At 70.2% G+C, this 26,151-nt stretch carries 17 protein-coding genes; 14 read left to right on the top strand and 3 right to left on the bottom strand.

Annotated elements, in window-relative coordinates:
• A partial coding sequence (locus ABZ896_RS40525) for an aldehyde dehydrogenase family protein (RefSeq protein WP_360940343.1) occupies window positions 1-1,379 on the top strand: 1,379 nt, incomplete at its 5' end.
• A gap of 97 nt (window positions 1,380-1,476) precedes the next feature.
• On the opposite strand, the gene ABZ896_RS40520 is transcribed toward ABZ896_RS40525, so the two are convergent.
• Complete coding sequence (locus ABZ896_RS40520) at window positions 1,477-4,332, bottom strand: glycoside hydrolase family 3 C-terminal domain-containing protein (protein ID WP_360940340.1); 2,856 nt, start codon at window positions 4,330-4,332, stop codon at window positions 1,477-1,479.
• Between the two features lie 296 nt (window positions 4,333-4,628).
• On the opposite strand from ABZ896_RS40520, the gene ABZ896_RS40515 reads away from it, so the two are divergent.
• The 8 genes from ABZ896_RS40515 to ABZ896_RS40480 all read left to right on the top strand — a co-directional run bounded on the left by ABZ896_RS40515 (window position 4,629) and on the right by ABZ896_RS40480 (window position 16,099).
• Window positions 4,629-6,314, top strand: a complete 1,686-nt coding sequence (locus tag ABZ896_RS40515; RefSeq protein WP_360940338.1) for an extracellular solute-binding protein — start codon at window positions 4,629-4,631, stop codon at window positions 6,312-6,314.
• Entirely contained in the window at window positions 6,314-7,384 is a 1,071-nt protein-coding gene (locus ABZ896_RS40510; protein ID WP_360940336.1) for an ABC transporter permease subunit, read from the top strand. The genes ABZ896_RS40515 and ABZ896_RS40510 overlap by 1 nt, the downstream gene beginning before the upstream one ends.
• Entirely contained in the window at window positions 7,381-8,307 is a 927-nt protein-coding gene (locus tag ABZ896_RS40505; RefSeq protein WP_360940334.1) for a carbohydrate ABC transporter permease, read from the top strand. The genes ABZ896_RS40510 and ABZ896_RS40505 overlap by 4 nt, the downstream gene beginning before the upstream one ends.
• A 97-nt stretch (window positions 8,308-8,404) precedes the next feature.
• Complete coding sequence (locus ABZ896_RS40500; protein ID WP_360940332.1) at window positions 8,405-10,588, top strand: 1,4-beta-glucanase; 2,184 nt, start codon at window positions 8,405-8,407, stop codon at window positions 10,586-10,588.
• Window positions 10,588-12,555, top strand: a complete 1,968-nt coding sequence (locus ABZ896_RS40495; protein WP_360940330.1) for a beta-galactosidase — start codon at window positions 10,588-10,590, stop codon at window positions 12,553-12,555. The genes ABZ896_RS40500 and ABZ896_RS40495 overlap by 1 nt, the downstream gene beginning before the upstream one ends.
• Complete coding sequence (locus ABZ896_RS40490; protein WP_360940328.1) at window positions 12,552-14,732, top strand: glycoside hydrolase N-terminal domain-containing protein; 2,181 nt, start codon at window positions 12,552-12,554, stop codon at window positions 14,730-14,732. The genes ABZ896_RS40495 and ABZ896_RS40490 overlap by 4 nt, the downstream gene beginning before the upstream one ends.
• Window positions 14,733-14,771: 39 nt before the next feature.
• Window positions 14,772-15,488, top strand: coding sequence for a hypothetical protein (locus ABZ896_RS40485; protein ID WP_360940326.1), 717 nt, complete (start codon window positions 14,772-14,774; stop codon window positions 15,486-15,488).
• Window positions 15,489-15,523: 35 nt separating this feature from the next.
• A complete protein-coding gene (locus tag ABZ896_RS40480; protein ID WP_360940324.1) occupies window positions 15,524-16,099 on the top strand; it encodes a chorismate mutase in 576 nt (191 codons plus the stop codon).
• A 15-nt stretch (window positions 16,100-16,114) separates the two neighbouring features.
• Here the strand turns inward: ABZ896_RS40480 and ABZ896_RS40475 are convergent, their stop codons facing one another.
• Window positions 16,115-18,163, bottom strand: a complete 2,049-nt coding sequence (locus tag ABZ896_RS40475; protein ID WP_360940322.1) for a TIM-barrel domain-containing protein — start codon at window positions 18,161-18,163, stop codon at window positions 16,115-16,117.
• A 141-nt stretch (window positions 18,164-18,304) separates the two neighbouring features.
• Entirely contained in the window at window positions 18,305-19,318 is a 1,014-nt protein-coding gene (locus ABZ896_RS40470; protein ID WP_360940320.1) for a LacI family DNA-binding transcriptional regulator, read from the bottom strand.
• A gap of 369 nt (window positions 19,319-19,687) precedes the next feature.
• On the opposite strand from ABZ896_RS40470, the gene ABZ896_RS40465 reads away from it, so the two are divergent.
• The 5 genes from ABZ896_RS40465 (at window position 19,688) to ispG (ending at window position 26,047) form a co-directional block, all read left to right on the top strand.
• Window positions 19,688-19,849 carry a hypothetical protein gene (locus ABZ896_RS40465; protein ID WP_360940318.1) on the top strand — a complete coding sequence of 54 codons (162 nt, stop codon included), beginning with the start codon at window positions 19,688-19,690 and terminating at the stop codon, window positions 19,847-19,849.
• Window positions 19,850-19,960: 111 nt separating this feature from the next.
• Window positions 19,961-21,892 carry an acyl-CoA dehydrogenase family protein gene (locus ABZ896_RS40460; RefSeq protein ID WP_360940316.1) on the top strand — a complete coding sequence of 644 codons (1,932 nt, stop codon included), beginning with the start codon at window positions 19,961-19,963 and terminating at the stop codon, window positions 21,890-21,892.
• Window positions 21,893-21,966: 74 nt separating this feature from the next.
• The gene (gene dxr / locus ABZ896_RS40455) at window positions 21,967-23,418 is read left to right on the top strand and encodes a 1-deoxy-D-xylulose-5-phosphate reductoisomerase (protein WP_360940314.1); all 1,452 of its coding nucleotides are present in this window, start codon (window positions 21,967-21,969) and stop codon (window positions 23,416-23,418) included.
• A gap of 8 nt (window positions 23,419-23,426) precedes the next feature.
• Window positions 23,427-24,719 carry a site-2 protease family protein gene (locus ABZ896_RS40450; protein ID WP_360940345.1) on the top strand — a complete coding sequence of 431 codons (1,293 nt, stop codon included), beginning with the start codon at window positions 23,427-23,429 and terminating at the stop codon, window positions 24,717-24,719.
• Between the two features lie 170 nt (window positions 24,720-24,889).
• A complete protein-coding gene (gene ispG, locus ABZ896_RS40445; RefSeq protein WP_360940312.1) occupies window positions 24,890-26,047 on the top strand; it encodes a flavodoxin-dependent (E)-4-hydroxy-3-methylbut-2-enyl-diphosphate synthase in 1,158 nt (385 codons plus the stop codon).
• The last annotated feature ends 104 nt before the right edge of the window (window positions 26,048-26,151 follow it).

Raw genomic sequence — 26,151 nt, 5'->3', positions numbered from 1 at the left:
CCTCCCCGTGGGACGGCCGTCTCGTCGGCAGGGTGAGCGTGCCGACCGACGCCCAGGTCGAGGAGGCCGTGGCGGCCGCGTACGCCGTACGGGACGAGTTCGCCGCCACCCCCGCGCACGGCCGTGCCGCCGCCCTGGACCACGTGAGCCGGCGGCTCGTCGAGCGCACCGAGGAGATCGCCCGGCTGATCTCCGCCGAGAACGGCAAGCCGGTCAAGTGGGCGCGGGGCGAGGTCGGCCGCGCGGTCTCGGTGTTCCGGTTCGCGGCCGAGGAGGCGCGGCGGTTCAACGGCGGCGAGGCGCAGCGCCTCGACACCGACGCGGGCGGCCAGGGCCGGCTCGCGCTGACCCGCCGCTTCCCGAAGGGTGTCGTGCTGGGCATCGCGCCCTTCAACTTCCCGCTGAACCTGTGCGCCCACAAGATCGCCCCGGCGATCGCGGCGGGCGCGCCGATCATTCTGAAGCCGGCGCCCGCCACTCCGCTCTCCGGCCTGATCATCGGCGACCTGCTGGCCGAGACCGAGCTTCCGGCCGGTTCCTGGAGCATCCTCCCGGTCGCCAACGACAAGATGTCGTCCCTCGTCCAGGACGAGCGGCTGCCGGTGATCTCCTTCACCGGTTCGGAGAAGGTCGGCTACGCGATCATGGACTCGGTGCCGCGCAAGCACTGCACCCTGGAGCTGGGCGGCAACGGCGCCGCGGTCGTCCTCGGCGACTACGCCTCCGACGCCGACCTGGACTGGGCCGCGACCCGTATCGCGACCTTCTCCAACTATCAGGGCGGCCAGTCCTGCATCTCCGTGCAGCGGGTGATCGCCGACGCGTCCGTCTACGACCGTCTGCTGCCCCGGATCGTCGCCGCCGTCGAGGCCCAGGTCACCGGCGACCCGAGCGACGACAAGACGGACGTGGGCCCGCTGGTCAGCGAGGACGCGGCCAAGCGCGTCGAGGCGTGGGTGAAGGAGGCCGTCGAGGCCGGCGCCACCCTGCTCACCGGCGGCGACCGCGACGGCGCCTCCTACGCGCCGACCGTCCTCACCGACGTCCCGGCCGACGTGACGATCTCCTGCGAGGAGGTCTTCGGCCCCGTCATGACCGTGCACAAGGCCGACGGCGAGACCGCGGCCTTCGCCGCCGTCAACGACTCCAAGTACGGCCTCCAGGCAGGGGTGTTCACCCACGACATCCAGGCCGCCTTCCGCGCCCACCGCGCGCTGGAGGTCGGCGGCGTGGTCGTCGGCGACGTCCCCTCCTACCGTGCCGACCAGATGCCGTACGGCGGCGCCAAGCAGTCCGGTGTCGGCCGCGAGGGCGTGAAGTTCGCGATGGACGACTACACGTACGAGCGGGTGCTGGTGCTGACGGGGCTGGCGCTCTAGCTAATGGGAACCATTTTCATATAGGCTCTTCGAAGGGGCCCGGCACCGATGCCTTCCGGTGCCGGGCCCCTTCTTGTGCCGGCCTGCTTCCGGACCCTCAACCGGAGAAGCCGACGTGCGCGAGCCGCAGCGGGCCGCGCAGCCTGAGGTGCACGTCGTGCACGCCCTCGGCGACGATGTCGGCGGCGAGCGTCGTGTAGTCGTAGGGACCGGCGTCGGCCGCCTTCGACTCCAGTACGGCGATCACCGCGCCCCCGTCCAGGGCCAGTTCGACCGAACCCTCGCCGGCCACCGTCACCCTCACCTCGGCGACACCGCCCCCGAAGTCGCAGTCGCGGTAGACCAGTTCGCCGCTGCGGCCCTGCGCAGCCGTCACCGCGTCGCCCGCGGTCTTCGTACGGTCCACGATCTCCGTGCCGCTCTGCTCGTCGAAGTCCGCCGCCTCCAGGCCCCGTTGGAGCACCGGACGCGGTGCGCCGGGCTCGCCGTCGACCTCCACCGTCGTCCGCAGGCGTACGTCCTCGCTGGAGGCGCCGGCCAGCAGTTCGTACGGGCCCGGCTCCAGCCGCCACCGCCCCTGGGCCACGTCCCAGAACTCCAGGGCGCTCAGCGGGACTTCGAAGGACAGCTCCCCCCGGGCGCCCGGAGCGAGCGTCAGGCGCCGGTGGGCGACCAGTTCGCGGCGCGGGCGGGGGAGCGCCGGGTCGATCGCGCGGGTGTAGAGCTGGGCGACCTCGTCGGCGGTGACGTCCCCGGTGTTCGTGACCGTGAACGAGACGTGCAACGTCCCGTCCTGTGTACGGCACTTGAGATCGCCGTACGAGAAGGACGCGTACGACAGCCCGTGGCCGAACGGGAAGAGGGGGGTGCCCTCGAAGTAGAGGTAGGTCTGGCGGCCGCCGATCACGTCGTAGTCGAGGAGGTCGGGCAGGTCGGCGTCGCTCTCGTACCAGGTCTGCGGGAGGCGCCCCGCGGGGGAGACGTCACCGGCCAGGACGCGGGCCAGGGCGGTGCCGGCCGCCTGGCCGCCGTGGGCCGTCCACAGCGTCGCGGCCAGCGACGACGTGTCGACCGCGTAGGGGTAGGCCGAGACCAGGGCGAGCACGGTGTTCTCGTTGGCGGCGCGGGCCGCGCGCAGCAGGCGCTCCTGGTGTTCGGGGAGCCGGAGGGTCGTGCGGTCCTCGGTCTCGCGACCGTCGATGTGCGGGTCGTTGCCCGCGACGACCAGGACGACGTCGGCGTCGGCAGTGACGCGGGTCACTGCGTCTTCGCCGCGTTCGACGATGATCAGCTCGAAGACTTCAGCATCCGCGCCACTTGGCTGGTTTTCGTCGGCAACCTTTACTCCGCCGGCGGCGACCGACAGGTGGCGACCCGTACCGATGTGCCTCAGGAGGTGACCCTTCGCGTGCGGTTCCAGGTGGAAGGTCTCCTGGACGATCCAGCCGCCCGGCTGGTCGGCGGAGGCGCGGACGTACCCGTCCTCGGCGACGGAGAGGTAGCGGCCGTCGGGGGCGCGGAGCGTGAGAACGCCCGCGCCCCAGTCGACGAGCGCGAACTCCGTGCCGGTGGCGTCGGTCGTCAGCGGGGGCAGATCGGTGCGGCCCGCGAGGAGGGCCGGGTCGAGGGCGCCCTCGGCGCCGCGCACCTCGTCGGTCTCACTGTCGGTGGTGAGGACATGCAGAAACGTCCCGGCCGACGTCTTCAGCCGGACCCGGTCCACCCCTTCCGCGAACTCCACGCGCTCGGCGCCGAACCGCTCGTACAACCCCTCCAGCGGGGTCGAGCGGTGGATGAGGGTGCCGCTGTACCAGTCGAGCTTGCACTCGTCGGCGAGCAGCCCGACCACCGCGATCCGGGTGTCGGCGGCCAGCGGCAGCACACCGTTGTTCCGCAGCAGCACGACCGCCTGCTCGGCGGCCTCCTGGGCGAGCGCCCGGTGGGCCGGGGTGTCGAAGTCGCCGGTGCCGGTGTGCGGGTCGTAGTGCGGGTCGAACTCGCCGAGCCGGAACCGCACGGAGAGCTGGCGGCGGACCGCGGTGTCGATGTCGGCCTCGCTCAACAGCCCTTGTTCGTATGCCCTCTTGAGCCGTCCGACGATCTGCGAGCTGTCCGTGCCGTGGTCCGTGAAGCTGTCGACACCGGCCTTCAGGGAGGCCGCCGTCGCCTCCTCGTGGGTGTCGAAGTAGTGCTCGTGGTCGACCAGGTTGGAGGGCGCGCCCGCGTCCGAGCAGACCAGCAGCTCCTCCTCGGTCCAGGAACGCAGGTGCTCGCGCAGATACGGACTGACGTGGTTGGGGCGGCCGTTGACGAGGTTGTACGCCGGCATCACCCCGGCGACCGCCCCGGCCTCGACGGTCTCACGGAAGGCTCGCAGGTCGTACTCGTGCAGCACCCGCGGCCGTACCGAACTCGACGAAGTGGCCCGGTCCGTCTCGTTGTTGTGGGCGAGCCAGTGCTTGAGGACCGGGGCCGTGCGCCAGTACGTGGGGTGTTCGCCGCGCAGCCCGTGGGTGTACGCGGTGGCGATGGCCGAGGTGAGCCTGGGGTCCTCGGAGTAGCCCTCCTCGTTACGGCCCCACAGCGGATGCCTCAGCAGGTTCACCGTCGGCGACCAGACGTTGAGGCCCACGCGGTCGTCGCGGGACCGCATCGCGCGGACCTCCTTCGACACCGCCTCGCCGACCCGTCGTACGAGATCGGTGTTCCAGGTCGCGCCGAGGCCGACCGCCTGCGGGAAGACCGTCGCCGGGCCCATCCACGCGACCCCGTGCAGCGCCTCCTGGCCGGTGCGGAACTCCGCGATGCCGAGCCGCTCGACGGCCGGGGCGAACTGGTGCAGGAACGCGGTCTTCTCGTCGAGGGTGAGCCGCGACAGCAGATCGTCGATGCGCTTCGCGAACGGCAGGTGCGGATCGCGGAAAGGCAGCGTGTGCGGCGTGTGTGCGGTCACGTGGGGATCCCCTTGCGATGGATCGACTCGGGTCTTTCGAAGCGCTTCGATGCTCATTCGACGCGGGGGTGGGTGTCAAGGGATCAACACCGTCACTTCAAGCGGTGCATAAGAAAAGGTCACGTCCTCCGCCCCCGAGGAATCTTGGGGACGACCCTTGTGCGCCCTCGGGTGTTCACTTAACCTCACAGCAACATCGAAGCGCTTCGACTAATCCCGTTCCAGTCAGACACCGCAGCCGACGGCCCCACCGCCGGGTGTCCTGGTGCGCCATGAAGGCATGAAGGGTTGACGCAATGACGCCGAGCGCCGCTTCCTCGACTGATCCCTCCGGTCCGAGCCGGAGAAGCTTCCTCGCCTCGACGGCGGTCGCCACCGCCGCGGTGGCGGGCGGAATGCCCCTGCTCGCCGCCTGCGGCGGTTCGGACAGCGGGGACCGCGAGGGGACCACGTCGGGCAAGGCCGCGGACAAGCTGCTTCCGGCGTACGTCGCCAGCACGGTCGCGAACCCTGACCTGCCGTCGAAGAACGGCTCGGCGGCCGGCTTCACCGGCAAGGTCGATCTCGCGACCCTGAAGACCTCGGTCCCGAAGAAGCTCGGCACCGGCGCCCCCGTCAAGATCATGTCCCCGTTCTGGGGCTCCCCACCGAAGGCCGGCTGCGCCTACTACACGGCACTCGACGCGGCCGCGGGCACCAAGATCACCTGGCAGAACCAGGACGGCAACACCTACGGCGAGAAGCTCGGCGCCGTCCTCGCCTCCAGCTCCATACCGGACATGGTGGTCGTGCCGAGCTGGGAACTGGTCGGCAAGATCGCGAACGCCGTCACCGCGAAGTTCATGGACCTCAGCCCCTATCTCGCGGGCGACAAGGTCAAGAAGTACCCGAACCTCGCCGCGATCCCGTCCGACGCCTGGCGCATGGGCATCTTCGGCGGCGCGCTGCGGGGCATCCCGATGCCGGCCGCCACGGCGAGCTTCATCGTGCCCTACTACCGCAAGGACATCTTCGACAAGAAGGGTTACTCCGTACCCAAGTCGCCCGACGAGTTCCTCAGTTGGGCGAAGGAGGCCACCAGCGCCAAGGCCAAGGTGTGGGCCTGCGGCGACATGTCCTGGACCGCCTTCAACATCTTCGGCGTCCGTCCCTCCGGGGCGCTCGGCTGGAATATCGGCGACGACGGCAAGCTGACCTACCGCTCCGAGCAGCCCGAGTACCTCGAAGCCCTGGAGTGGACGCGCAAGCTGTTCGACGCGGGTGTGGTCCACCCCGACGACAAGGCGCGCTCGGGCGACGTGGGCAACCGTTTCACCGCCGGGCAGATCCTCGTCTACAACAACGACATATCCCACTGGTACGGCAAGACCTCCGAACAGGCCGTCTCCAACCCGGACTTCGTCATCGATGGCATGGACATCTTCGGCGCCGACGGCGGCGATCCGAAGCTGTGGGCGGCCCAGCCGGCCGGCATCTGGTCGATGATCCGCAAGGGCGCCTCGAAGGCGACGATCGAGAACGCCCTGGCCGCCGCCGACTTCTCGGCCGCGCCCTACGGCACCAAGGAGCGGATGCTCGTCGACTACGGTGTCGAGGGCACCCACTACACCGTCAAGAACGGCGTCCCGGTCAAGAACGACCTGGGCAACTCCGAGGTGGTCAACGCCTGGGTGATGCTGGCCGCGCCGACCGCCTACTTCGCCCACCCCGACTTCCCCGACGTCGCCCGCAAGCAGGTCGAGTGGCAGCAGCGGATGGGCGCCTTCATGAAGAAGACGTCCACGTTCGGCATGAACATCGTCGAGCCGACCCGCTACGCCAACCTCTCCAGCCAGTTCGAGCAGCTGGAACTCGACTACGTACGCGGCAACCGCAAGCTGTCCGACGTCCAGGCCGCCATCTCCACCTGGAAGTCCTCCGGCGGCGACAAGCTGCGCGACTGGTACAAGCAGCTCATCGACAAGAACGGCAGCGGCAACTGATGTCTCTCACGGCCGGGAGCAGGCCCGACGGGACCCGTCCCCCCGCGGCCGTCGAGGAACCGGCGGCCGCGGTCGCGGCGGCGGTCGCGAAGGACGCGGTGCCGCGCAAGGCGGGTAAGGCGAGCAAGGCGTCCAGGGCGGGCAAGGTCCCCTTCAAGGTCCGGCTGCGCCGCGACCGCGCGCTCATCCTGATGACCCTGCCGGTCATGGTCCTGCTCCTGCTCTTCAACTACGTCCCGCTGCTCGGCAACGTCGTCGCCTTCCAGGACTACGACCCGTACGTCTCCAGCAACGGCGTCACCGCGATCTTCCACAGCCCCTGGGTCGGCGTCGAGCAGTTCTCGCGGATGGTCGACGACCCGCTGTTCTGGGGTGCCGCGAAGAACACCATCGTGCTGTTCGTGCTCCAACTGGTGCTGTTCTTCCCCGTCCCGATCGCCCTCGCGCTGCTCATCAACAGCGTGGTCCGGCCCCGGGTGCGGGCGGTCGCTCAGGCGATCATGTATCTGCCGCACTTCTTCTCGTGGGTCCTCGTGGTCACCGTCTTCCAGCAGATCTTCGGCGGCGCGGGCATCATCGCCCAGACCCTGGAGGACCACGGCTGGAGCGGCTTCGACCTGATGACCAACGCGAGCCTGTTCAAGTACCTGGTCACCGCGCAGGCCGTCTGGAAGGACGCCGGCTGGGGGATCATCGTCTTCCTCGCCGCGCTGGCCGCCGTCAGCACCGACCTGTACGAGGCCGCCGCGATGGACGGCGCCGGGCGCTGGCGCCGGATGTGGCACGTGACGCTGCCCGCGCTGCGCCCCGTGATCGCACTGCTGCTGGTCCTCAGGGTCGGTGACGCGCTGAGCGTCGGCTTCGAGCAGTTCCTGCTCCAGCGGTACGCGGTCGGGGCCGGGGCCAGCGAGGTCCTCGACACCTACGTGTGGAACATGGGCATCCAGAACGGCGACTTCAGCTACGCGGCCGCGGTCGGCCTGGTCAAGGGAGTCATCGGAGTGTGTCTCGTGCTGGCCGCGAACAAGTTCGCGCATCTGCTCGGTGAGCAGGGGGTGTACCGGAAGTGAGTCTCAACACGCAGCTCGTCCGCAGCCTCAGGGCTCCCGCGCGGCCGGTCTGGGAGGAGCAGCCGAGCAAGGCCGGCCTCACGGCCAAGGGCGGGTTCCTCATCCTGTGCTGCCTGGGCGTGCTCGCTCCGCTGTGGATCGTCATCGTCACGAGCCTGTCCCCGAAGCCGGTGATCGACCGGGTCGGCGGGCTCGTCGTGATCCCGCAGGGCATCACCTTCGTGAACTACACGGAGCTGCTCAGCGGCGGTCAGGTGAGCCGGGCGATCATGGTGTCGATCGGGGTCACACTCGTCGGCACGCTGTTCTCCATGGCGGTGTCGGTGCTGGCCGCGTACGGGTTGTCGCGGCCGGGGAGCCTCGGGCACCGGTTCTTCCTGATGACCATGATGGCGACGATGTTCTTCGGGGCCGGGCTCATCCCGACGTATCTGCTGGTGCAGTCGCTGGGGCTGACCGACACGTATCTGTCGCTGATCCTGCCGAGCGCGGTGAGCGTCTTCAACATCCTTGTGCTGCGGGCGTTCTTCATGGGGATCTCGCCTGAGCTGACCGAGTCGGCGCGGATCGACGGGGCGGGGGATGTGCGGATCCTGCTGACCATCGTGCTGCCGTTGTCGCGGGCGGTGCTCGCGGTGATCTCGCTGTTCTACGCGGTCGGTTACTGGAGTGCGTGGTTCAACGCGTCGATCTATCTCAGTGATCAGTCGATGATGCCGTTGCAGAACGTGCTCATCCAGTTGGTGCAGAAGAACACGGAGGCCCCTACGGGGTTGCAACAGGCCGTGCGGACGGGGCAGTTGTCGGCGCTGGGGTTGCAGATGGCCGTGATGGTACTGGCGTTGATTCCGGTGGCGGTGGCTTCGCCGTTCGTGCAGCGGCATTTCAAGAAGGGCATGTTGACGGGGGCGGTCAAGGGCTGACCGGTTTTTGTCTGCGGCTGCGCTGTGGCTGGTCGCGCAGTTCCCCGCGCCCCTAGGTAGGTAGCTCTCCCCTTTCTCATACAGCGAGGTATGTGTCATGTGCGCGTCCGGGCCTAGCCGTCGTGCTGTTCTTGGTGGGGCTGCGGCTGCCGCTGCTTTCACCGCCGTTCCGTCCTTCCAAGGGCGCGCGGCAGCGGCCACCCCTACCTACCGCTGGCGCCAAGTCGTCATCGGCGGAACCGGGTTCGTCACCGGTGTGCTTTTCCACCCCTCCGTACGCGGGCTCGCCTACGCCCGTACCGACATCGGTGGGGCCTATCGGTGGGACGACCGGAGTGCGCGGTGGATTCCGCTCAATGACGACCTCGGGTGGGACGACTGGAATCTGCTCGGGGTCGAGGCCATGGCCGTCGATCCGGGGCATCCCGACCGGGTCTATCTCGCGCTCGGTACCTACGCGCAGTCCTGGGCCGGGAACGGGGCCGTGTTGCGGTCCGAGGACCGGGGGGCCACCTGGGCGCGGGCCGATCTGGCCGTGAAGCTCGGGGGGAACGAGGACGGGCGGGGGGCCGGGGAGCGGTTGCTCGTCGATCCTCGGGACAGTGACACGCTGTGGCTGGGGACCCGACACGACGGGCTGCTCAAGTCCACCGACCGGGGCGCCACTTGGGCCACGGCGAGCGGCTTCCCGGGCACCCCGAGCAGCGGCGGCCAGGGCGTCACCCTGCTCGTCGCCGCCGGGCGGGTCCTCTACGCCGGCTGGGGCGACTCCGACGGCACCACCGCCAACCTGTTCCGCACCTCCGACGGCACCACCTGGGAAGCGGTCCCCGGACAGCCCTCCGGTACGAGCGCCAAGGTGCCGATCCGGGCCGCGTACGACTGCCACACCCGGGAGTTGTACGTCAGCTACGCCGACGCGCCCGGGCCGAACGGGCAGTTGGACGGCAGTGTGCACAAGCTGGCCGTCGCCTCCGGGAAGTGGACCGACGTCACGCCGGTGCAGCCCGGCGGTACCGACACCTTCGGTTACGGCGGGGTCGCGGTCGACGCCCGTCGCCCCGGTACCGTCGTCGTCTCCACCAACAACCGCTGGTCGGCCGTCGACACCCTGTACCGGACCACGGACGGCGGCCGCACCTGGACCTCGCTGAAGGACTCCGCGGTCCTCGACGTCTCCGAGACGCCGTTCCTCACCTTCGGCGCCGACGCGCCCAAGTTCGGCTGGTGGATCCAGGCCCTCGCCGTCGACCCGTACGACTCGAAGCACGTCGTCTACGGCACCGGCGCCACTCTCTACGGCACCCGGGACCTCAAGCACTGGGCCCCGCAGATCCGCGGCCTGGAGGAGACCTCCGTACGGCAGCTGATCTCGCCGCCGACCGGGGAGGCGCACCTGCTCAGCGGGCTCGGGGACGTCGGGGTGATGTACCACGAGCGGCTCACGGCGTCGCCCTCGCGCGGCATGGCGTCGAACCCCGTGTTCGGGTCCGCGACCGGACTCGCGCAGGCCGCCGCCAAGCCCTCGTACGTCGTCCGCACGGGCTTCGGCGACCACGGCAACGGTGCCTTCTCCAACGACGGCGGCAGGACCTGGGCGCCCTTCGCGGCCCAGCCCACCCTCGCCAAGGACGCGCCGGGACCGATCGCCACCAACGCCGACGGCAGCGTGCTGCTGTGGACCTTCGTGCACTGGGACGGCACCAAGTACCCGGCCCACCGCTCCACGGACAACGGCGCCACCTGGACCGAGGTCGCGAGCTTCCCCAAGGGCGCCACACCGGTCGCCGACCCGGCCGACCCGCAGCGCTTCTACGCGTACGACACCGACACCGGGACGCTGTACGCCAGCACCGACAGCGGCCTCACGTTCGCCGCGGGAGCCGCCGGACTGCCCTCCGGGGACACCCAGTTCGAGCTGGTCGCGGCGCCCGGGCGCGTCGGCGACCTGTGGCTCTCGGTCAAGTGGAACGGGCTCTACCGGTCCACCGACGGCGGCGCGAGCTTCACCAAGGTCGCCAGCTGCTGGGCCTCGTACACCCTCGGCTTCGGCAAGGCGGCCGAGGGCGCCGACTACCCGGCGCTCTACATGGTCGGCTCCACCGAGAGCATCACCGCGGTCTACCGCTCGGACGACGAGGCGAAGAGCTGGGTGCGGATCAACGACGACCGGCACCAGTGGGGCTGGATCGGCGAGACGATCAGCGGCGACCCGCGCGTGTACGGCCGGGTCTACATCGCCACCAACGGCCGCGGCATCCAGTACGGGGACCCGGTCTGATGCCCGACCTGAGCACGGCGACACGCGGCCGCATTCTCTACGGCGGCGACTACAACCCCGAGCAGTGGCCCGAGGAGACCTGGCTGGAGGACGTCCGGCTGATGAGGGCCGCCGGCGTCAACTCCGTGACCCTGGGCGTCTTTTCGTGGTCGAAGCTCGAACCCCGCCCGGGGGAGCGGGACTTCGGCTGGCTCGACCGGCTGATGGACCTGATGCACGAGAACGGCATCGGGGTCGTCCTCGCCACCCCGACCTCCTCGCCGCCGCCGTGGATGGGCCACCTGCACCCCGACACGCTGCCCGTCGACCAGGACGGCCGCACCGAGTTCTGGGGCGGCCGCCAGCACTTCTCGCACTCCAGCGCCACCTACCGGCGGTTCGCCGCCGCGATCACCGAGGACCTCGCCGCCCGCTACGGCGGCCACCCGGCCCTCACCATGTGGCACATCAACAACGAGTACTGCACCTACGACTGGAGCGACGAGGCCGCCGCCCGCTTCCGGGTCTGGCTCCAGCAGCGCTACGGCACCCTCGACGCCCTCAACTCCGCCTGGGGCACCGCCTTCTGGAGCCAGGGCTACGGCGACTGGGCCGAGGTGCACACGCCCCGCCATGCCCACTACCTGAAGAACCCCACCCAGGTCCTCGACTTCCGGCGCTTCACCTCCGACATGCTCCTGGAGTGCTACCTCGCCGAGCGGGACATCGTCCGCCGGGCCACCCCCGACATCCCCGTGACCACCAACTTCATGCCGCTGTGGTTCGGGCAGGACGCCTGGCGGTGGGCCGAGGAGGAGGACGTCGTCTCCGTCGACCTCTATCCCGACCCGCGCGATCCGCTGGGCGCCCAACAGGGCGCTCTCGTGCAGGACATGACCCGCTCGCAGGCGCGCGGCCCCTGGATGTTGATGGAGCAGGCGGCAGGACCGGTCAACTGGCGGGGCGTGAACCACCCCAAACCCCGGGGCCTGAACCGCCTCTGGTCCCTCCAGGCCGTCGCCCGGGGCGCCGACGCCGTCTGCTACTTCCAGTGGCGCCAGTCCCGGCAGGGCGCGGAGAAGTTCCACTCCGGGATGGTCAGCCACGCGGGGGAGGAGGGGCGGACGTACCAGGAGGTCAAGCGGCTGGGCGCCGAACTCGCCCGTATCAGCCAGGAGGTGACGGATCGTCACACGCCCGGCGACATCGCGATCCTCCACGACTGGCACGCCTGGTGGGCCGGCGCCCAGGACGGCCGCCCCTCCACCCGGGTCGACCACGCCGACGTCCTCAAGTCCTGGCACCGTGCCCTCTGGGAGGCCCACCTCACCACCGACTTCGCCCACCCCGACCACGACCTCACCGGCTACAGACTGGTCGTCGTCCCCCAGCTCTACGCCCTCACCGACACGGCGATCGACAACCTCCTCGCCTACGTCCGCCAGGGCGGCACCCTCGTCTCCGGCTTCCTCACCGGCGTCGCCGACCAGGACGACCGGGTCCGGGACGGCGGCATGGACGCCCGGCTCCGCGAGCTGTTCGGCATCCGCACCCTGCACGAGTGGTGGCCGCTGGAGGAGGGGGAGACGGCCGACTGCGACGCGTTCCGGGGCACGCTGTGGTCGGAGGAGATCGAGAAGACCGACGGGGCCACAACAGAGGCCGTCTACAAGGGCGGTGAGCTGGACGGACTCCCCGCCGTCCTGCGCCAGGGCCGCGCCTGGTACCTCTCGACACTTCCCGAACCGGGCGCCCTGCGCGACCTCCTCGGCCGTATCGCGTACGACGCCGGCGCGCGCCCGGCGCTCGACGGCCTGCCCGACCTGGTCGAGGCGGTCCGCCGGGGCGACCTGCTCTTCGTCCTCAACCACGGGCGGGACACGGTCACCGTTCCGGTGCCGGGCACGCACCACGATCTGCTCACCGGGACCACCTGCCGGGACGAAGTCGTGCTCGGGCGCTACGACGTGGTGGTGTTGCGCCCATGAACGTGATCCACGGAACCTGGGAACCCGCGCCCGCCACCCGCTGGGAGGACGGCTTCCTGAGCGGCAACGGCCGCCACGGCGCCCTCGTGTTCGGTGAGCCGAACGACGAGCGGGTCGTCGTCACCCACCACACCCTCGTCCGCCCCAACGGCGCCGAACACGCAGGCCCGCCGCGGCTCGCCGCCGAACTCCCCGCGCTCCAGGACCGGTTGCTCGCCGGGGAGCTCGACGCGGCGGAGGGCTTCACGGACGGGCGGGACCTCCAGTGGGTGCAGCCGTTCCACCCGGGTTTCCAGGTACGGCTGCGCGGGGCGTCCGGCGATGGGCAGAACTACCACCGGTCCGTCGACTTCACCACGGGTGTCGTGGAGACCCGGCACGACGGCTGGCGCAGCCGGGTCTTCGTCTCGCGTGCCGACGACGTGATCGTCCAGCACATCACCGTCTCCGAGCTGGACATCCGTCTGGACCACGATCTCCCGGGCGCCCCGAAGGACCTCGCCGTGGGGCACGGAGCCGTCCTCACCCCCGACGGCGCCCTGCTCACCCTGCGCGTCCGCTACCCCGGCAGCGACCGCGTCTACACCGGATCCACCCTGATCCAGGCCACGGGCGGCACGGTCACGCTGACACCCCCCGGCCTGCGGATCACCGGCGCGGACGCGGTGCTGCTGCTCACCCGGGTCACCCGACAGACCGGCGATCCGGACGCGCTGGAGCAGGCGCACGCCCTGCGGGAACTCCCGGCTGATTACGAAGAGTTGCTCGACCGGCACGCGGCTCTCCATCGCCCCGCCTACGACCGCGTCACCCTGGACCTGGCCGCCGACCCCGCCGAACGCGCGCTCCCCGGCTCGGAGTTGCTCGCCCGGCCCGACAGCCCCGCCCTCCTGGAACGCCTCTTCGCCGCGGGCCGCTACCACCTGCTCTCCTCCAGCGGCCTCTACCCGCCCCGCCTCCCGGGCCTGTGGACCGGCGACTGGGACACCGGGTGGTCGGGGGCGTTCACCAACGACGCCAACGTCAACCTCCAGACCGCGTCGGCGGCTTCGGCGGCCCTCCCTGAGGTCACGGAAGCGCTCGCCTCCCTGATCCACGGCCAGCTCGACGACTGGCGCGAGAACGCGCGTGCCGTCTTCGGCGCCCGGGGCGTCATGGCGCCGGCGCACACCGACGGCGAGTCCGGGCTGACGTACCACTTCAGCCGCGAGTACCCGCTGCATCTGTGGACGGCCGGCGCCGACTGGCTGCTCAAGCCGCTCGTCGACCACGACGAGACCTACGGCGGGCAGGACCCGCGCACCGCCCATGCCCTCGCCGAACTGGCCCAGTTCTACGAGGACTTCCTCACCCGCACGGACGCCGACGGCCACCTCGTCGTCGTCCCCTCCTACTCGCCCGAGAACCGGCCCGCGAACGGCAGCTGGGGCGCGATCAACGCGGCCATGGACCTCTCAGCGGCCCGCCACGCCCTGCTCACGGCCGCCGCCTACCACCCCGGGACCGAGCAGGCCGCGACCTGGCGCACCCTCGCCGACCGCCTCCCTGCGCACCGGATCAACTCCGACGGCGCGCTCGCCGAATGGGCCTGGCCCGGCCTCGACGACACCTACGACCACCGCCATCTGAGCCACCTCTACGGCGTCTGGCCCCTCGACGAGATCACCCCCTACGACACCCCGGACCTCGCCCGCGCCGCCCACCGCGCGCTCGAACTCCGGGGCGCCGAGAACGACTCGGCCCACGGACACCTCCACCACGCCCTGATCGCCGCCCGGTTGCGCGACGGGAAGCGGGTGGCGCACGCCCTCGGCCAGGTGCTCAAGGGCGACTTCTTCCACGCCTCGCTGATGAGCGCGCACTACCCGAACCGGGACGTCTACAACGCGGACGCCGCCCACACCCTGCCTGCCGTGCTGATCGAGACGCTCGTCCAGTCGACACCGGACCGGATGGTGCTGTTGCCGGCGGTCCCGGCGGCGTACCCGACCGGCAGTGTGAAGGGCATCCGCACCCGGTTCGGCGCCGAACTCGACCTCACCTGGAGCCCCCAGCGGGCGCACGCGGTGCTGCACCCCACGCGCAGCCACCGCGTCGAACTCCGGACTTCCTCCGGTACGCGACCGCTCGACCTCGTCGCCGGAGAAGACCACGACCTCCTTCTGGAGGAGTGGTAACCACCCCCGCATCTCCCCCCACCCATGGAAAGGGACACCATGGCAACGAGCACCCTGCGCAAGATCACCATGGCCGTACTGGCCCCGGCGATGGCCCTCGGCGCCACCGTCGGCCTCGCCTCCGCCCCCGCCTCGGCCGCCGTCTGGAACTCCTGCGACCAGTGGGGCAACACGAGCCTGAACGGCTACACGCTCTACAACAACATCTGGGGCTCCGGCGCCGGCAGCCAGTGCATCTGGGCCAACTCCGGTACCAACTGGGGTGTCTGGGCCAACCACCCCAACACCGGCGGCATCAAGTCGTACCCGAACTCCAAGAAGGTGGTCAACAAGACCATCTCCTCGCTCGGTTCGCTGACCAGCAGCTACAACGTCACCGTCCCGTCGTCCGGCGCGTACAACACGTCGTACGACATCTGGGACACCGACTACGACTACGAGATCATGCTCTGGGTCAACAAGACCGGGGCCGTCGGACCGCTCGGCACCTCGCAGGGCAACGTGACGCTCGGCGGCCACACTTGGACCGTCTACAAGGGCAACAACGGCGCCAACGAGGTTTTCTCGTTCATCCGGACCTCCAACTCGACCTCCGGCACCGTGGACGTCAAGCCGATCCTCACCTGGATCGCCAACACCAAGGGCTGGATGTCGAGCAGCGAGACGATCGGTGACGTGCAGTTCGGCTACGAGATCACGTCCTCGTCCGGCGGGCTGGACTTCACCACGAACAACCTGACCGTCAGCAGCAGTTGACCTGCCCTTAAGATGCCGTCGGGTTTGATGGGGCCATGCGTACCATCACCCCCCTCAGCGTCACCGTGATCGCCGCCGCCGCGTTGCTCGTCGTGCCGGGCACCGCGGCGGCGGCTCCCGCCTCCCCCCACTCCGAGCTGTACCCGGTCGCCGACCTCTCCGCCGAGCGCCTCGCCACCGCCGACCTGGTCGCGGCCGCCAAGTGGGGCACCGACAGCCCCATCGACGACCCGGCCCGCGAACAGCAGGTCCTCGACAACGTGGCCGCCCAGGCGGCGCAGTTGGGCGCCGATCCGGACGAGATGCGGGTGGTCTTCCGCGACCAGATCGAGGCCAACAAGGTCGTCCAGCGAGGGCTGTTCGCCCGCTGGACCGCCCACCCCGAACAGGCACCGACCACCAAGCCGGACCTGAACGTCGTACGCCAGACCATCAACCGCGTCACGTCGGACCTCGTCCAGCAACTCGCCACCACGTCCGAGCAGCGCGAAGAGCCCACGTGCCGACCGGAGTTGGCCCGAGCCTTCTTCGAGGTCCACCACGACACGCACCCGGACCACCTGCACACCAAGGCACTGGTCCGGGCCCTGCGTTCGGTCTGCGACGGCTGAGCCCGGCACCTCACCTCACTCGGCGATCGGCAACTCCGTGCCGTCCCGCAGGAACAGCGGGATCCTCTCCAGCGGGGCGTCGACCGTCACGGTCGCGCCGCCCTCGTACGACGTCCCCGTCCACGCGTCCGTCCAGCGCGCGCCGGCCGGAAGGTACGTCGTGCGGGCGGTGGCGCCCGCCGTCAGCACCGGGGCCACCAGCAGGTCGCCGCCGAAGAGATACGCGTCGTCGACCGTCCAGGCCGCCGGGTCGTCCGGGAACTCCAGGAACAGCGGGCGCATGACCGGCAGGCCCTCCTCGTGGGCCGCGCGCATGACGTCCAGGACGTACGGCTTCAGACGCTCGCGCAGCCGCAGGTAGCGCTCAAGGATCGGCAGGGCCCGCTCGCCGTACGACCACACCTCGTTGGGGCCGCCGGTCATGTCCGGGCCGAGCGGCATGCCCGGGTCGCGGAAGCCGTGCAGGCGCATCAGCGGGGACAGGGCGCCGAACTGGAACCAGCGGACCATGACCTCCTGGTACGCAGGATCGGTCGGGTCGCCGCCGTGGAAGCCGCCGATGTCGGTGTTCCACCAAGGGATGCCGGAGAGCGCGGTGTTGAGGCCCGCGGCGATCTGGCGGCGCAGGGTCGGGAAGTCGGTGCCGATGTCGCCGGACCACAGGGCGGCGCCGTAGCGCTGACTGCCCGCCCACGCCGAGCGGTTGAGGGTGATGACCTCCTCGCCCTCGGCGCGCAGGCCCTCGTAGAAGGTGCGGGAGTTCTCGGCCGGGTAGCCGTTGCCGACCTCCAGGCCGGGGCCCGCCCAGTAGCGCAGGTTCTCCTGGAAGCCGGGCTTCAGCTCCGGCTCGCAGGCGTCCAGCCAGAAGGCCGTGATGCCGTACGGCACAAGGTAGTTGTCGCGGATCCGCGACCACACGAACTCGCGGGCCTCCGGGTTCGTGGCGTCGTAGAAGGCCACCTGGACGGTGGAGGCGACCTCCTTGTCCGGCCAGTCGGCGTGCGCCATCGGGCCGTACTGGGTGCCGATGAAGTAGCCGCGCTGGTCCATCACCGGGTGGTTCTCGGAGAGCGGGGAGACCGACGGCCACACGCTCACCACCAACTTGATGCCCAGCTCCTCCAGTTCACGGACCATCGCCGCCGGGTCGGGCCACTCGGCCGGGTCGAACTTCCAGTCGCCGAGGTGCGTCCAGTGGAAGAAGTCGCAGACGATCGCGGAGATCGGCAGGCCCCGGCGCTTGTACTCCCGTGCCACGGCGAGGAGTTCGTCCTGGGTGCGGTAGCGCAGCTTGCACTGCCAGAAGCCCGCCGCCCACTCCGGGAGCATCGGCGTGCGGCCGCTGACCGCGCTGTAGCGGCGCTGGCCGTCGGCCGGGCTGCCCGCGGTGATCCAGTAGTCGATCTGGCGGGCCGAGTCCGCCACCCAGCGGGTGCCGTTGTGGGCGAGCTCCACGCGGCCGATCGCAGGGTTGTTCCACAGCAGGGTGTAGCCGCGGCTGGAGGAGAGGACCGGGATGCCGACCTCGGCGTTGCGCTGGACCAGGTCGAGGACGAGGCCCTTCTGGTCGAACCGCCCGTGCTGGTGCTGGCCCAGGCCGAACAGCTTCTCGTCGTCGTACGCGGCGAAGCGCTGCTCCAGGCGGTGGTGGCCGTTGCCGACGGCGGTGTAGAGGCGCGAGCCCGGCCACCAGAAGTGGGCCCGCTCCTCGGCGAGCACCTCGGTGCCGTCCTCGGTGCGCAGGAAGCGGATCAGGCCCTCGGGGCTCACCTCGACCGTGAGGGCGCCGACGGTCAGCTGCCCCTGGCCGTTCTCGATCTTGATCGTGCACGGGGTCGGCGGGGCGTCCGCGAGCAGCGCGCCCGACAGCCCCTCCAGGATCGGACCGCCGAGCCGGGCCCGGACCCGGACCGCGTCCGGGCCCCACGGCTCGATCCGCAGGGTCTCCTGACGGCCGCTCCACTCCAGCGCGGCGTCCCGCTCACGGAAGGTGCCGACGGTCGGGGACGACTGCGCGAGGCTGACCTCGCCGGTCGGGACAGGGGTTTCGGCGGGCTGGTTCACGTGGGGTACTCCCGGGGAGAGGAAGGCGGGGAGCGGACATGGGTGTGCCCCGGCGGGACACGGCGACGAACAGCGGACAGGGCGGGGCGGAGGGTGGTGCGGCGGACCTGGCGGAGCGTCGGGAACGGGACTAACGGAGCGTCAGGAGCGGATCGGTGCCGGGCCCGTGCTTGCCCGGACCGTCAACTCGGGTTCGATCAGCACGACTTCGGCCTCTCCGTGGCCCTCCAGCTTGGCCACGAGCCGCTCCACGGCGTGCCGGCCCATCTCCTGCGCGGGGATGGCGACCGACGTCAGCCGCACCGAGGCCTGGACGGCGACCTGTTCGGGGCAGATCGCGACCACCGAGACGTCCTCCGGGACGGCCCGGCCCTGCTGCCGCAGCAGCGCGAGCAGCGGTTCCACCGCCGACTCGTTCTGCACGACGAAGCCGGTGGTGCCCGGCCGCTCGTCCAGGATGCGGGCGAGCGTCACGGCCATCGCGTCGTAGCCGCCCTCGCACGGCCGGTGCAGCAGCCGTACGCCCAACTCCTGGGCGCGCGAACGCAGTCCGTCGAGAGTGCGCTCGGCGAAGCCGGTGTGGCGCTCGTAGACCGCGGGCGCCTCGCCGATGACAGCGATGTCCTGGTGGCCCGAGCGGGCGAGGTGCTCGACGCACAGCGCGCCCGTGGCCCGGAAGTCGAGGTCCACGCAGGTCAGTCCCGAGGTGTCGGCGGGCAGGCCGATGAGGACGGACGGCTGGTCTGTGCCGCGCAGCAGCGGCAGCCGCTCGTCGTCGAGTTCGACGTCCATCAGGATCATCGCGTCGGCCAGGCCGCTGCCGGTGACCCGGCGCACCGCGTCGGGGCCCTCCTCGCCGGTCAGCAGGAGGACGTCGTAGCCGTGCGTCCGGGCGGTGGTGGCGACGGCGATGGCGATCTCCATCATCACCGGGACGTACATGTCGGTGCGCAGCGGGATCATCAGCGCGATGATGTTCGACCTGCTGCTGGCCAGCGCCCGCGCGCCCGCGTTCGGGTGGTAGCCGAGTTCGCGGATGGACTCCTCGACGCGCTGCCGGGTGGTGGTGGAGATGGACCGCTTGCCACTGAGGACATAGCTCACCGTGCTCGCCGAGACTCCGGCGTGCTGGGCGACCTCGGCGAGGGTGACCATCCAGCTCTCCAAGCTTTGTGAAGCGCTTCGACAATGCGCCGTGCGTATCCGGGCGGGTGGGGGTGGTTCGACAGTAGCTCCCCCGGGAGTGGGTGTCCATAGGTTGTCGAAGCGCTTCGACAACAGCCTGCGGCCGTACAGCACCATCGTCCCCGTCTGTCCAAGAAGGCGAAGACCCTCGTCTCCGCCGCGGTCGCCCTCGCAGCCGCGGCCGGTGTCACCGTCGCGCAGGCGGACGAGTCGAGCAAGAGGGTGCCCCCACGGCAGGACGGTCACGGGTCGCATCCACCCCCGGTGGGCTGGCAACCCGACAGTTACTCGCGCCGGGCACCTGCTGTCCGCCTCGCACCTCGCATGGAACGTGTGTTCGTGAACTCTGGCCCGCTCGGCACCAAGTACGGTTCCGTCAGCCTCGGTGGCGCGATGTGGGACGTCTACCAGACGGAACATCGGCTGGAACGTCTACTCGTTCGTCCGCCGCGCCAACACCACCGTCTCGACACCCAGGCGTACTCGGTCGACATCGGCTGAACGGGCGCGCGCGGGGTGGTGGGGCCGCCCGGGATCCGGTACATACGATCGGGTAGCACCGATCAGTAACACATCGGCCCCAAGATCCCGATTCGCGGCGAGGTGAGCCTCATGTCCGCACCATCCAGCAAACCCGTAGTGACCGAGCGCGAAGCGCGCGAGGTCGCGGAGGCCGCCAGGGAACAGGACTGGCGCAAACCCAGTTTCGCCAAGGAACTGTTCCTCGGCCGCTTCCGGCTCGACCTCATCCACCCGCACCCGATGCCGCCCGCCGAGGACGCCCGGCGCGGCGAGGAGTTCCTCGCACAGCTCCGAGACTTCTGCGAGACCAAGGTCGACGGGGCCCTGATCGAGCGCGAGGCCCGGATCCCCGACGAGGTGATCAACGGCCTCAAGGAGCTCGGCGCCCTCGGCATGAAGATCGACACCAAGTACGGCGGTCTCGGCCTCACCCAGGTGTACTACAACAAGGCCCTCGCCCTGGCAGGCTCCGCCAGTCCCGCGATCGGCGTGCTGCTCTCGGCCCACCAGTCGATCGGCGTCCCCCAGCCGCTGAAGCTGTTCGGCACCCAGGAGCAGAAGGAGCGGTTCCTGCCCCGGTGCGCCCGCACCGACATCAGCGCCTTCCTGCTCACCGAGCCGGACGTCGGCTCCGACCCGGCCCGCCTCGCCACCACCGCCGTACCGGACGGGGACGAGTACGTCCTCGACGGGGTGAAGCTGTGGACCACCAACGGCGTGGTCGCCGACCTCCTCGTCGTCATGGCCCGCGTCCCGAAGTCCGAGGGCCACCGGGGCGGTATCACCGCCTTCGTGGTCGAGACCGCCGCGCCCGGTGTCACCGTCGAGAACCGCAACGCCTTCATGGGCCTGCGCGGCATCGAGAACGGCGTCACCCGCTTCCACCAGGTCCGGGTCCCGGCCGCGAACCTCATCGGCAAGGAGGGGCAGGGCCTGAAGATCGCCCTGACCACCCTCAACACCGGCCGCCTCTCGCTGCCCGCCTCCTGCGTGGCCGCCGGCAAGTGGTGCCTGAAGATCGCCCGCGAGTGGTCGGCGGCGCGCGAGCAGTGGGGCAAGCCGATCGCCCACCACGAGGCCGTCGGCGCCAAGATCTCCTTCATCGCGGCGACCACCTTCGCGCTGGAGGCCGTCCTCGACCTGTCCTCGCAGATGGCCGACGAGGACCGCAACGACATCCGCATCGAGGGCGCGCTCGCCAAGCTGTACGCCTCCGAGATGGCCTGGCTGATCGCCGACGAGCTGGTCCAGATCCGGGGTGGCCGCGGCTTCGAGACGGCCGACTCGCTCCGGGCCCGCGGCGAGAAGGCGATCCCCGCCGAGCAGGTCCTGCGCGACCTGCGCATCAACCGCATCTTCGAGGGCTCGACGGAGATCATGCACCTGCTGATCGCCCGCGAGGCCGTCGACGCCCACCTCTCCGTCGCCGGCGACCTCATCGACCCGGAGAAGTCCCTGACCGACAAGGCCAAGGCAGGCGCGAACGCCGGTGTCTTCTACGCCAAGTGGCTGCCGAAGCTGGTCGCGGGACCGGGGCAACTCCCGACGTCGTACGCCGAGTTCAAGCGGGAGGTCGACCTCTCGGCTCATCTGCGCTACGTCGAACGCACGTCCCGGAAGCTGGCCCGTTCCACCTTCTACGCCATGTCCCGCTGGCAGGGCCGGATGGAGACCAAGCAGGGTTTCCTCGGCCGGGTCGTCGACATCGGCGCCGAACTCTTCGCGATGAGCGCGGCCTGCGTCCGGGCGGAACTCCTGCGCACCACCGAGGCCCACGGCAGGGAGGCGTACCAGCTCGCCGACGCCTTCTGCCACCAGTCCCGCCTGCGGATCGAGGAACTCTTCGGCCGCCTCTGGAACAACACCGACGACCTGGACCGCAAGGTCGTCAAGGGCGTCCTCTCCGGCACCTACACCTGGCTGGAGGACGGCGTCGTCGACCCCTCCGGCGAGGGCGCCTGGATCGCCGACGCCACCCCCGGCCCCTCCGAGAAGGAGAACGTCCACCGCCCGATCCGGTGACGACCCGAGGACAGCGCGCTCCCGGAGAGGGACGCGCTGTCCTCCTACACGGTCCTTACGTCCACAATGGAGCAATGAGCGACAGTCCAGCCCCACGAGGGCACGGGCCGAAAGCCCCGTCTGCCCAGCGACGCGATGCACGCTCCCCCAGCGGGGGTACCCCCATCGCCGCACCGGGCGCCGACCCGAGCACATCCCGTACGTGGGCCGACGCCCGGCACGGCGAGAGCACGCACCTGACACCGCTGAGCCCGCCCTCCGGGCGGACGACGGAGTTTCCGGCCCGTGCCCTCGCCGACCCGCACCTGGTCTACGACCCCCTCGCGGGCGACGGTCCCAAGGACGTGGTGATTCTCGGGTCCACCGGGTCGATCGGGACCCAGGCCATCGACCTCGTGCTGCGCAACCCCGGCCGGTTCCGGGTCACCGCGCTGTCCGCCAACGGCGGCCGGGTCGCCCTCCTCGCCGAGCAGGCGCACCGGCTCAGGGTGCGCATCGTCGCGGTCGCCCGCGAGGACGTCGTACCGCAGCTGCGCGAAGCGCTCAGTGGTCTCTACGGCACTACGGAGCCGCTTCCCGAGATCCTCGCCGGGCCCGACGCGGCCACCCAGGTCGCCGCATCCGAGTGCCACACCGTCCTCAACGGCATCACCGGCTCCATCGGACTCGCCCCGACCCTCGCCGCCCTGGAGGCGGGCCGCACCCTCGCGCTCGCCAACAAGGAGTCGCTCATCGTCGGCGGCCCGCTGGTCAAGGCGCTCGCCAAGCCCGGCCAGATCATCCCGGTCGACTCCGAGCACGCGGCCCTCTTCCAGGCTCTCGCCTCCGGGACGCGGGCCGACGTACGCAAGCTGGTCGTGACCGCGTCCGGCGGCCCCTTCCGCGGCCGTACCAAAGCCGACCTCGCCCGGGTGACCGTGGAGGAGGCCCTCGCCCACCCCACCTGGGCCATGGGACCGGTCATCACGATCAACTCCGCGACCCTGGTCAACAAGGGGCTGGAGGTCATCGAGGCGCACCTCCTCTACGACATTCCCTTCGACCGCATTGAGGTGGTCGTGCATCCCCAGTCGTATGTCCACTCGATGGTTGAGTTCACGGACGGATCCACGATCGCCCAGGCGACGCCCCCCGACATGCGCGGGCCGATCGCCATCGGCCTCGGCTGGCCCGAACGCGTCCCCGACGCGGCGCCCGCCTTCGACTGGAGCAAGGCGTCGACCTGGGAGTTCTTCCCCCTCGACAACGAGGCGTTCCCCTCGGTGAACCTCGCCCGCCACGTGGGCGAGCTCGCGGGCACGGCCCCGGCGGTGTTCAATGCCGCCAACGAGGAGTGCGTGGAGGCCTTCCGGGCCGGCGCGCTGCCGTTCAACGGGATCATCGAGACGGTGACCCGGGTGGTGGACGAGCACGGCACCCCGCGTCGCGGAACCTCGCTCACCGTCGCGGACGTCCTCGAAGCGGAGACCTGGGCGCGCACCCGGGCCCGGGAACTGACGGCACAGACGGCGGAGGCCCGTGCATGACGACCCTGATGTTCATCCTCGGCATAGCGCTGTTCGCCTTCGGCCTCCTGGTGTCGATCGCGTGGCACGAGCTGGGGCACCTGTCCTTCGCCAAGCTCTTCGGCATCCGCGTGCCGCAGTACATGGTCGGCTTCGGCCCGACCGTCTTCTCGCGGAAGAAGGGCGAGACGGAGTACGGCATCAAGGCCATCCCGTTCGGCGGCTACATCCGCATGATCGGCATGTTCCCGCCCGGTGACGACGGCCGCATCAGCGCACGCTCCACGTCCCCTTGGCGCGGCATGATCGAGGACGCCCGCTCGGCCGCCTTCGAGGAGCTCCAGCCCGGCGACGAGAACCGCCTCTTCTACACCCGCAAGCCGTGGAAGCGGGTCATCGTGATGTTCGCGGGCCCCTTCGCGAACCTCGTCCTCGCGGTCGCGCTGTTCCTCACCGTCCTCATGGGCTTCGGCATCTCGCAGCAGACCACCACGGTCAGCTCGGTCTCCAAGTGCGTCATCGCGCAGACCGAGAACCGCGACAAGTGCGAAAGCTCCGACGCGGCCTCCCCGGCCGCCGCCGCCGGCCTCAAGGCGGGCGACAAGATCCTCTCCTTCGACGGTGTGCAGACCACCGACTGGAACAAGCTCTCCGACCTCATCCGCGCCGACCCCGGCAAGACGGTCCCGATCGTCGTCGAACGGGACGGCAAGCAGGTGACCCTCTCGGCGAAGATCGCCTCCAACAAGGTCGCCAAGAAGGACGCGAGCGGCCAGTACGTCCAGGGCGAGTACGTCACCGCCGGCTTCCTCGGCTTCAGCGCCGCCACCGGCATCGTCAAGCAGGACTTCGGCGACTCCGTGGTCTGGATGGGCGACCGGGTCGGCGACGCCGTCGACTCCCTGGCCGCCCTGCCCGGCAAGATCCCGGCCCTGTGGAACGCCGCCTTCGACGACGCCCCGCGTGAGCCGGACTCCCCGATGGGCGTGGTCGGCGCGGCGAGGGTCGGCGGCGAGATCTTCACCCTCGACATCCCGCCCACCCAGCAGCTGGCGATGGCGTTGATGCTGGTGGCGGGCTTCAACCTCTCCCTGTTCCTCTTCAACATGCTCCCGCTGCTGCCGCTCGACGGCGGCCACATCGCGGGCGCCCTGTGGGAGTCGCTGCGCCGGAACCTCGCGAAGCTCCTCAAGCGCCCCGACCCGGGCCCGTTCGACGTCGCGAAGCTGATGCCGGTGGCCTACGTGGTGGCCGGACTCTTCATCTGCTTCACGATCCTGGTCCTGATCGCGGACGTGGTTAACCCGGTGAGAATCTCCTAGTCATACGGCGTTCGAGACGGCCCGGCACTCTGTGCGCCGGGCCGTCTCCCATTGGGTGGGTTTGACCTTGGTGATGTGCTCGTGCCCGCGCCGGTGCCGTAATCTCGAAGCCTGGAGCCCGCCGCTTACGGGACCTGGACCTTGATCCACGACTTGGGGTTGCACAGCAGATGACTGCGATTTCTCTCGGCATGCCGTCCGTTCCGACCAGGCTCGCCGAGCGCCGGAAGACCCGGCAGATCCAGGTCGGCACCGTCGCGGTCGGCGGCGACGCCCCCATCTCCGTCCAGTCGATGACCACGACCCGTACGTCCGACATCGGCGCGACCCTCCAGCAGATCGCCGAGCTGACGGCCTCCGGCTGCCAGATCGTCCGTGTGGCCTGTCCCACCCAGGACGACGCCGACGCGCTGGCGACGATCGCCCGCAAGTCGCAGATCCCGGTGATCGCGGACATCCACTTCCAGCCCAAGTACGTCTTCGCCGCGATCGAGGCGGGCTGCGCGGCGGTCCGGGTGAACCCCGGCAACATCAAGCAGTTCGACGACAAGGTCAAGGAGATCGCGCGGGCCGCGAAGGACCACGGCACCCCGATCCGCATCGGCGTCAACGCGGGCTCGCTTGACCGCCGGCTGCTCCAGAAGTACGGCAAGGCGACCCCCGAGGCGCTGGCCGAGTCCGCGCTGTGGGAGGCGTCCCTCTTCGAGGAGCACGACTTCCGCGACATCAAGATCTCCGTCAAGCACAACGACCCGGTTGTGATGGTCGAGGCGTACCGCCAGCTCGCCGCCCAGTGCGACTACCCGCTGCACCTCGGCGTCACCGAGGCGGGCCCGGCGTTCCAGGGCACGATCAAGAGCGCGGTGGCCTTCGGCGCGCTGCTCTCCCAGGGCATCGGCGACACGATCCGCGTGTCGTTGAGCGCTCCCCCGGTGGAGGAGGTCAAGGTCGGCAACCAGATCCTGGAGTCCCTGAACCTCAAGCAGCGCGGCCTGGAGATCGTCTCCTGCCCGTCCTGCGGCCGCGCCCAGGTCGACGTCTACAAGCTGGCCGAGGAGGTCACCGCCGGCCTCACCGGCATGGAGGTCCCCCTCCGCGTCGCGGTCATGGGCTGCGTGGTCAACGGCCCCGGCGAGGCCCGCGAGGCCGACCTCGGCGTCGCCTCCGGCAACGGCAAGGGCCAGATCTTCGTCAAGGGCGAGGTCATCAAGACGGTCCCCGAGTCGAAGATCGTCGAGACCCTCATCGAGGAGGCGCTGAAGATCGCCGAACAGATGCAGGCGGACGGCATCGCGTCGGGCGAGCCGTCGGTATCGGTAGCAGGCTGACTTCTTCACGCCGGTCCAGGCAATCTCAGCCCGTCCGGCGTTTGAGGACGAGGCCCTTTCGGGGCCGAAGCGGGGGTCTGGGGGCGGCAGCCCCCAGGGACGGC

The sequence above is a fragment of the Streptomyces sp. NPDC047072 genome, from assembly GCF_040643855.1.
Lineage (GTDB): Bacteria > Actinomycetota > Actinomycetes > Streptomycetales > Streptomycetaceae > Streptomyces.
Note: the sequence above shows the minus strand (reverse complement) of the source record. Positions and strands in the feature narration are given on the sequence as shown.

Bases quoted from the DNA above. Each gene is read 5' to 3' on its own strand.
- ABZ896_RS40460 (WP_360940316.1), top strand. From the start codon at position 19,961: ATGTCCGCACCATCCAGCAAACCCGTAGTGACCGAGCGCGAAGCGCGC.
- ABZ896_RS40500 (WP_360940332.1), top strand. From the start codon at position 8,405: ATGTGCGCGTCCGGGCCTAGCCGTCGTGCTGTTCTTGGTGGGGCTGCG.
- ABZ896_RS40480 (WP_360940324.1), top strand. From the start codon at position 15,524: ATGCGTACCATCACCCCCCTCAGCGTCACCGTGATCGCCGCCGCCGCG.
- ABZ896_RS40495 (WP_360940330.1), top strand. From the start codon at position 10,588: ATGCCCGACCTGAGCACGGCGACACGCGGCCGCATTCTCTACGGCGGC.
- ABZ896_RS40510 (WP_360940336.1), top strand. From the start codon at position 6,314: ATGTCTCTCACGGCCGGGAGCAGGCCCGACGGGACCCGTCCCCCCGCG.
- ispG (WP_360940312.1), top strand. From the start codon at position 24,890: ATGACTGCGATTTCTCTCGGCATGCCGTCCGTTCCGACCAGGCTCGCC.
- ABZ896_RS40490 (WP_360940328.1), top strand. From the start codon at position 12,552: ATGAACGTGATCCACGGAACCTGGGAACCCGCGCCCGCCACCCGCTGG.
- dxr (WP_360940314.1), top strand. From the start codon at position 21,967: ATGAGCGACAGTCCAGCCCCACGAGGGCACGGGCCGAAAGCCCCGTCT.
- ABZ896_RS40485 (WP_360940326.1), top strand. From the start codon at position 14,772: ATGGCAACGAGCACCCTGCGCAAGATCACCATGGCCGTACTGGCCCCG.
- ABZ896_RS40470 (WP_360940320.1), bottom strand. From the start codon at position 19,318: ATGGTCACCCTCGCCGAGGTCGCCCAGCACGCCGGAGTCTCGGCGAGC.
- ABZ896_RS40450 (WP_360940345.1), top strand. From the start codon at position 23,427: ATGTTCATCCTCGGCATAGCGCTGTTCGCCTTCGGCCTCCTGGTGTCG.
- ABZ896_RS40515 (WP_360940338.1), top strand. From the start codon at position 4,629: ATGACGCCGAGCGCCGCTTCCTCGACTGATCCCTCCGGTCCGAGCCGG.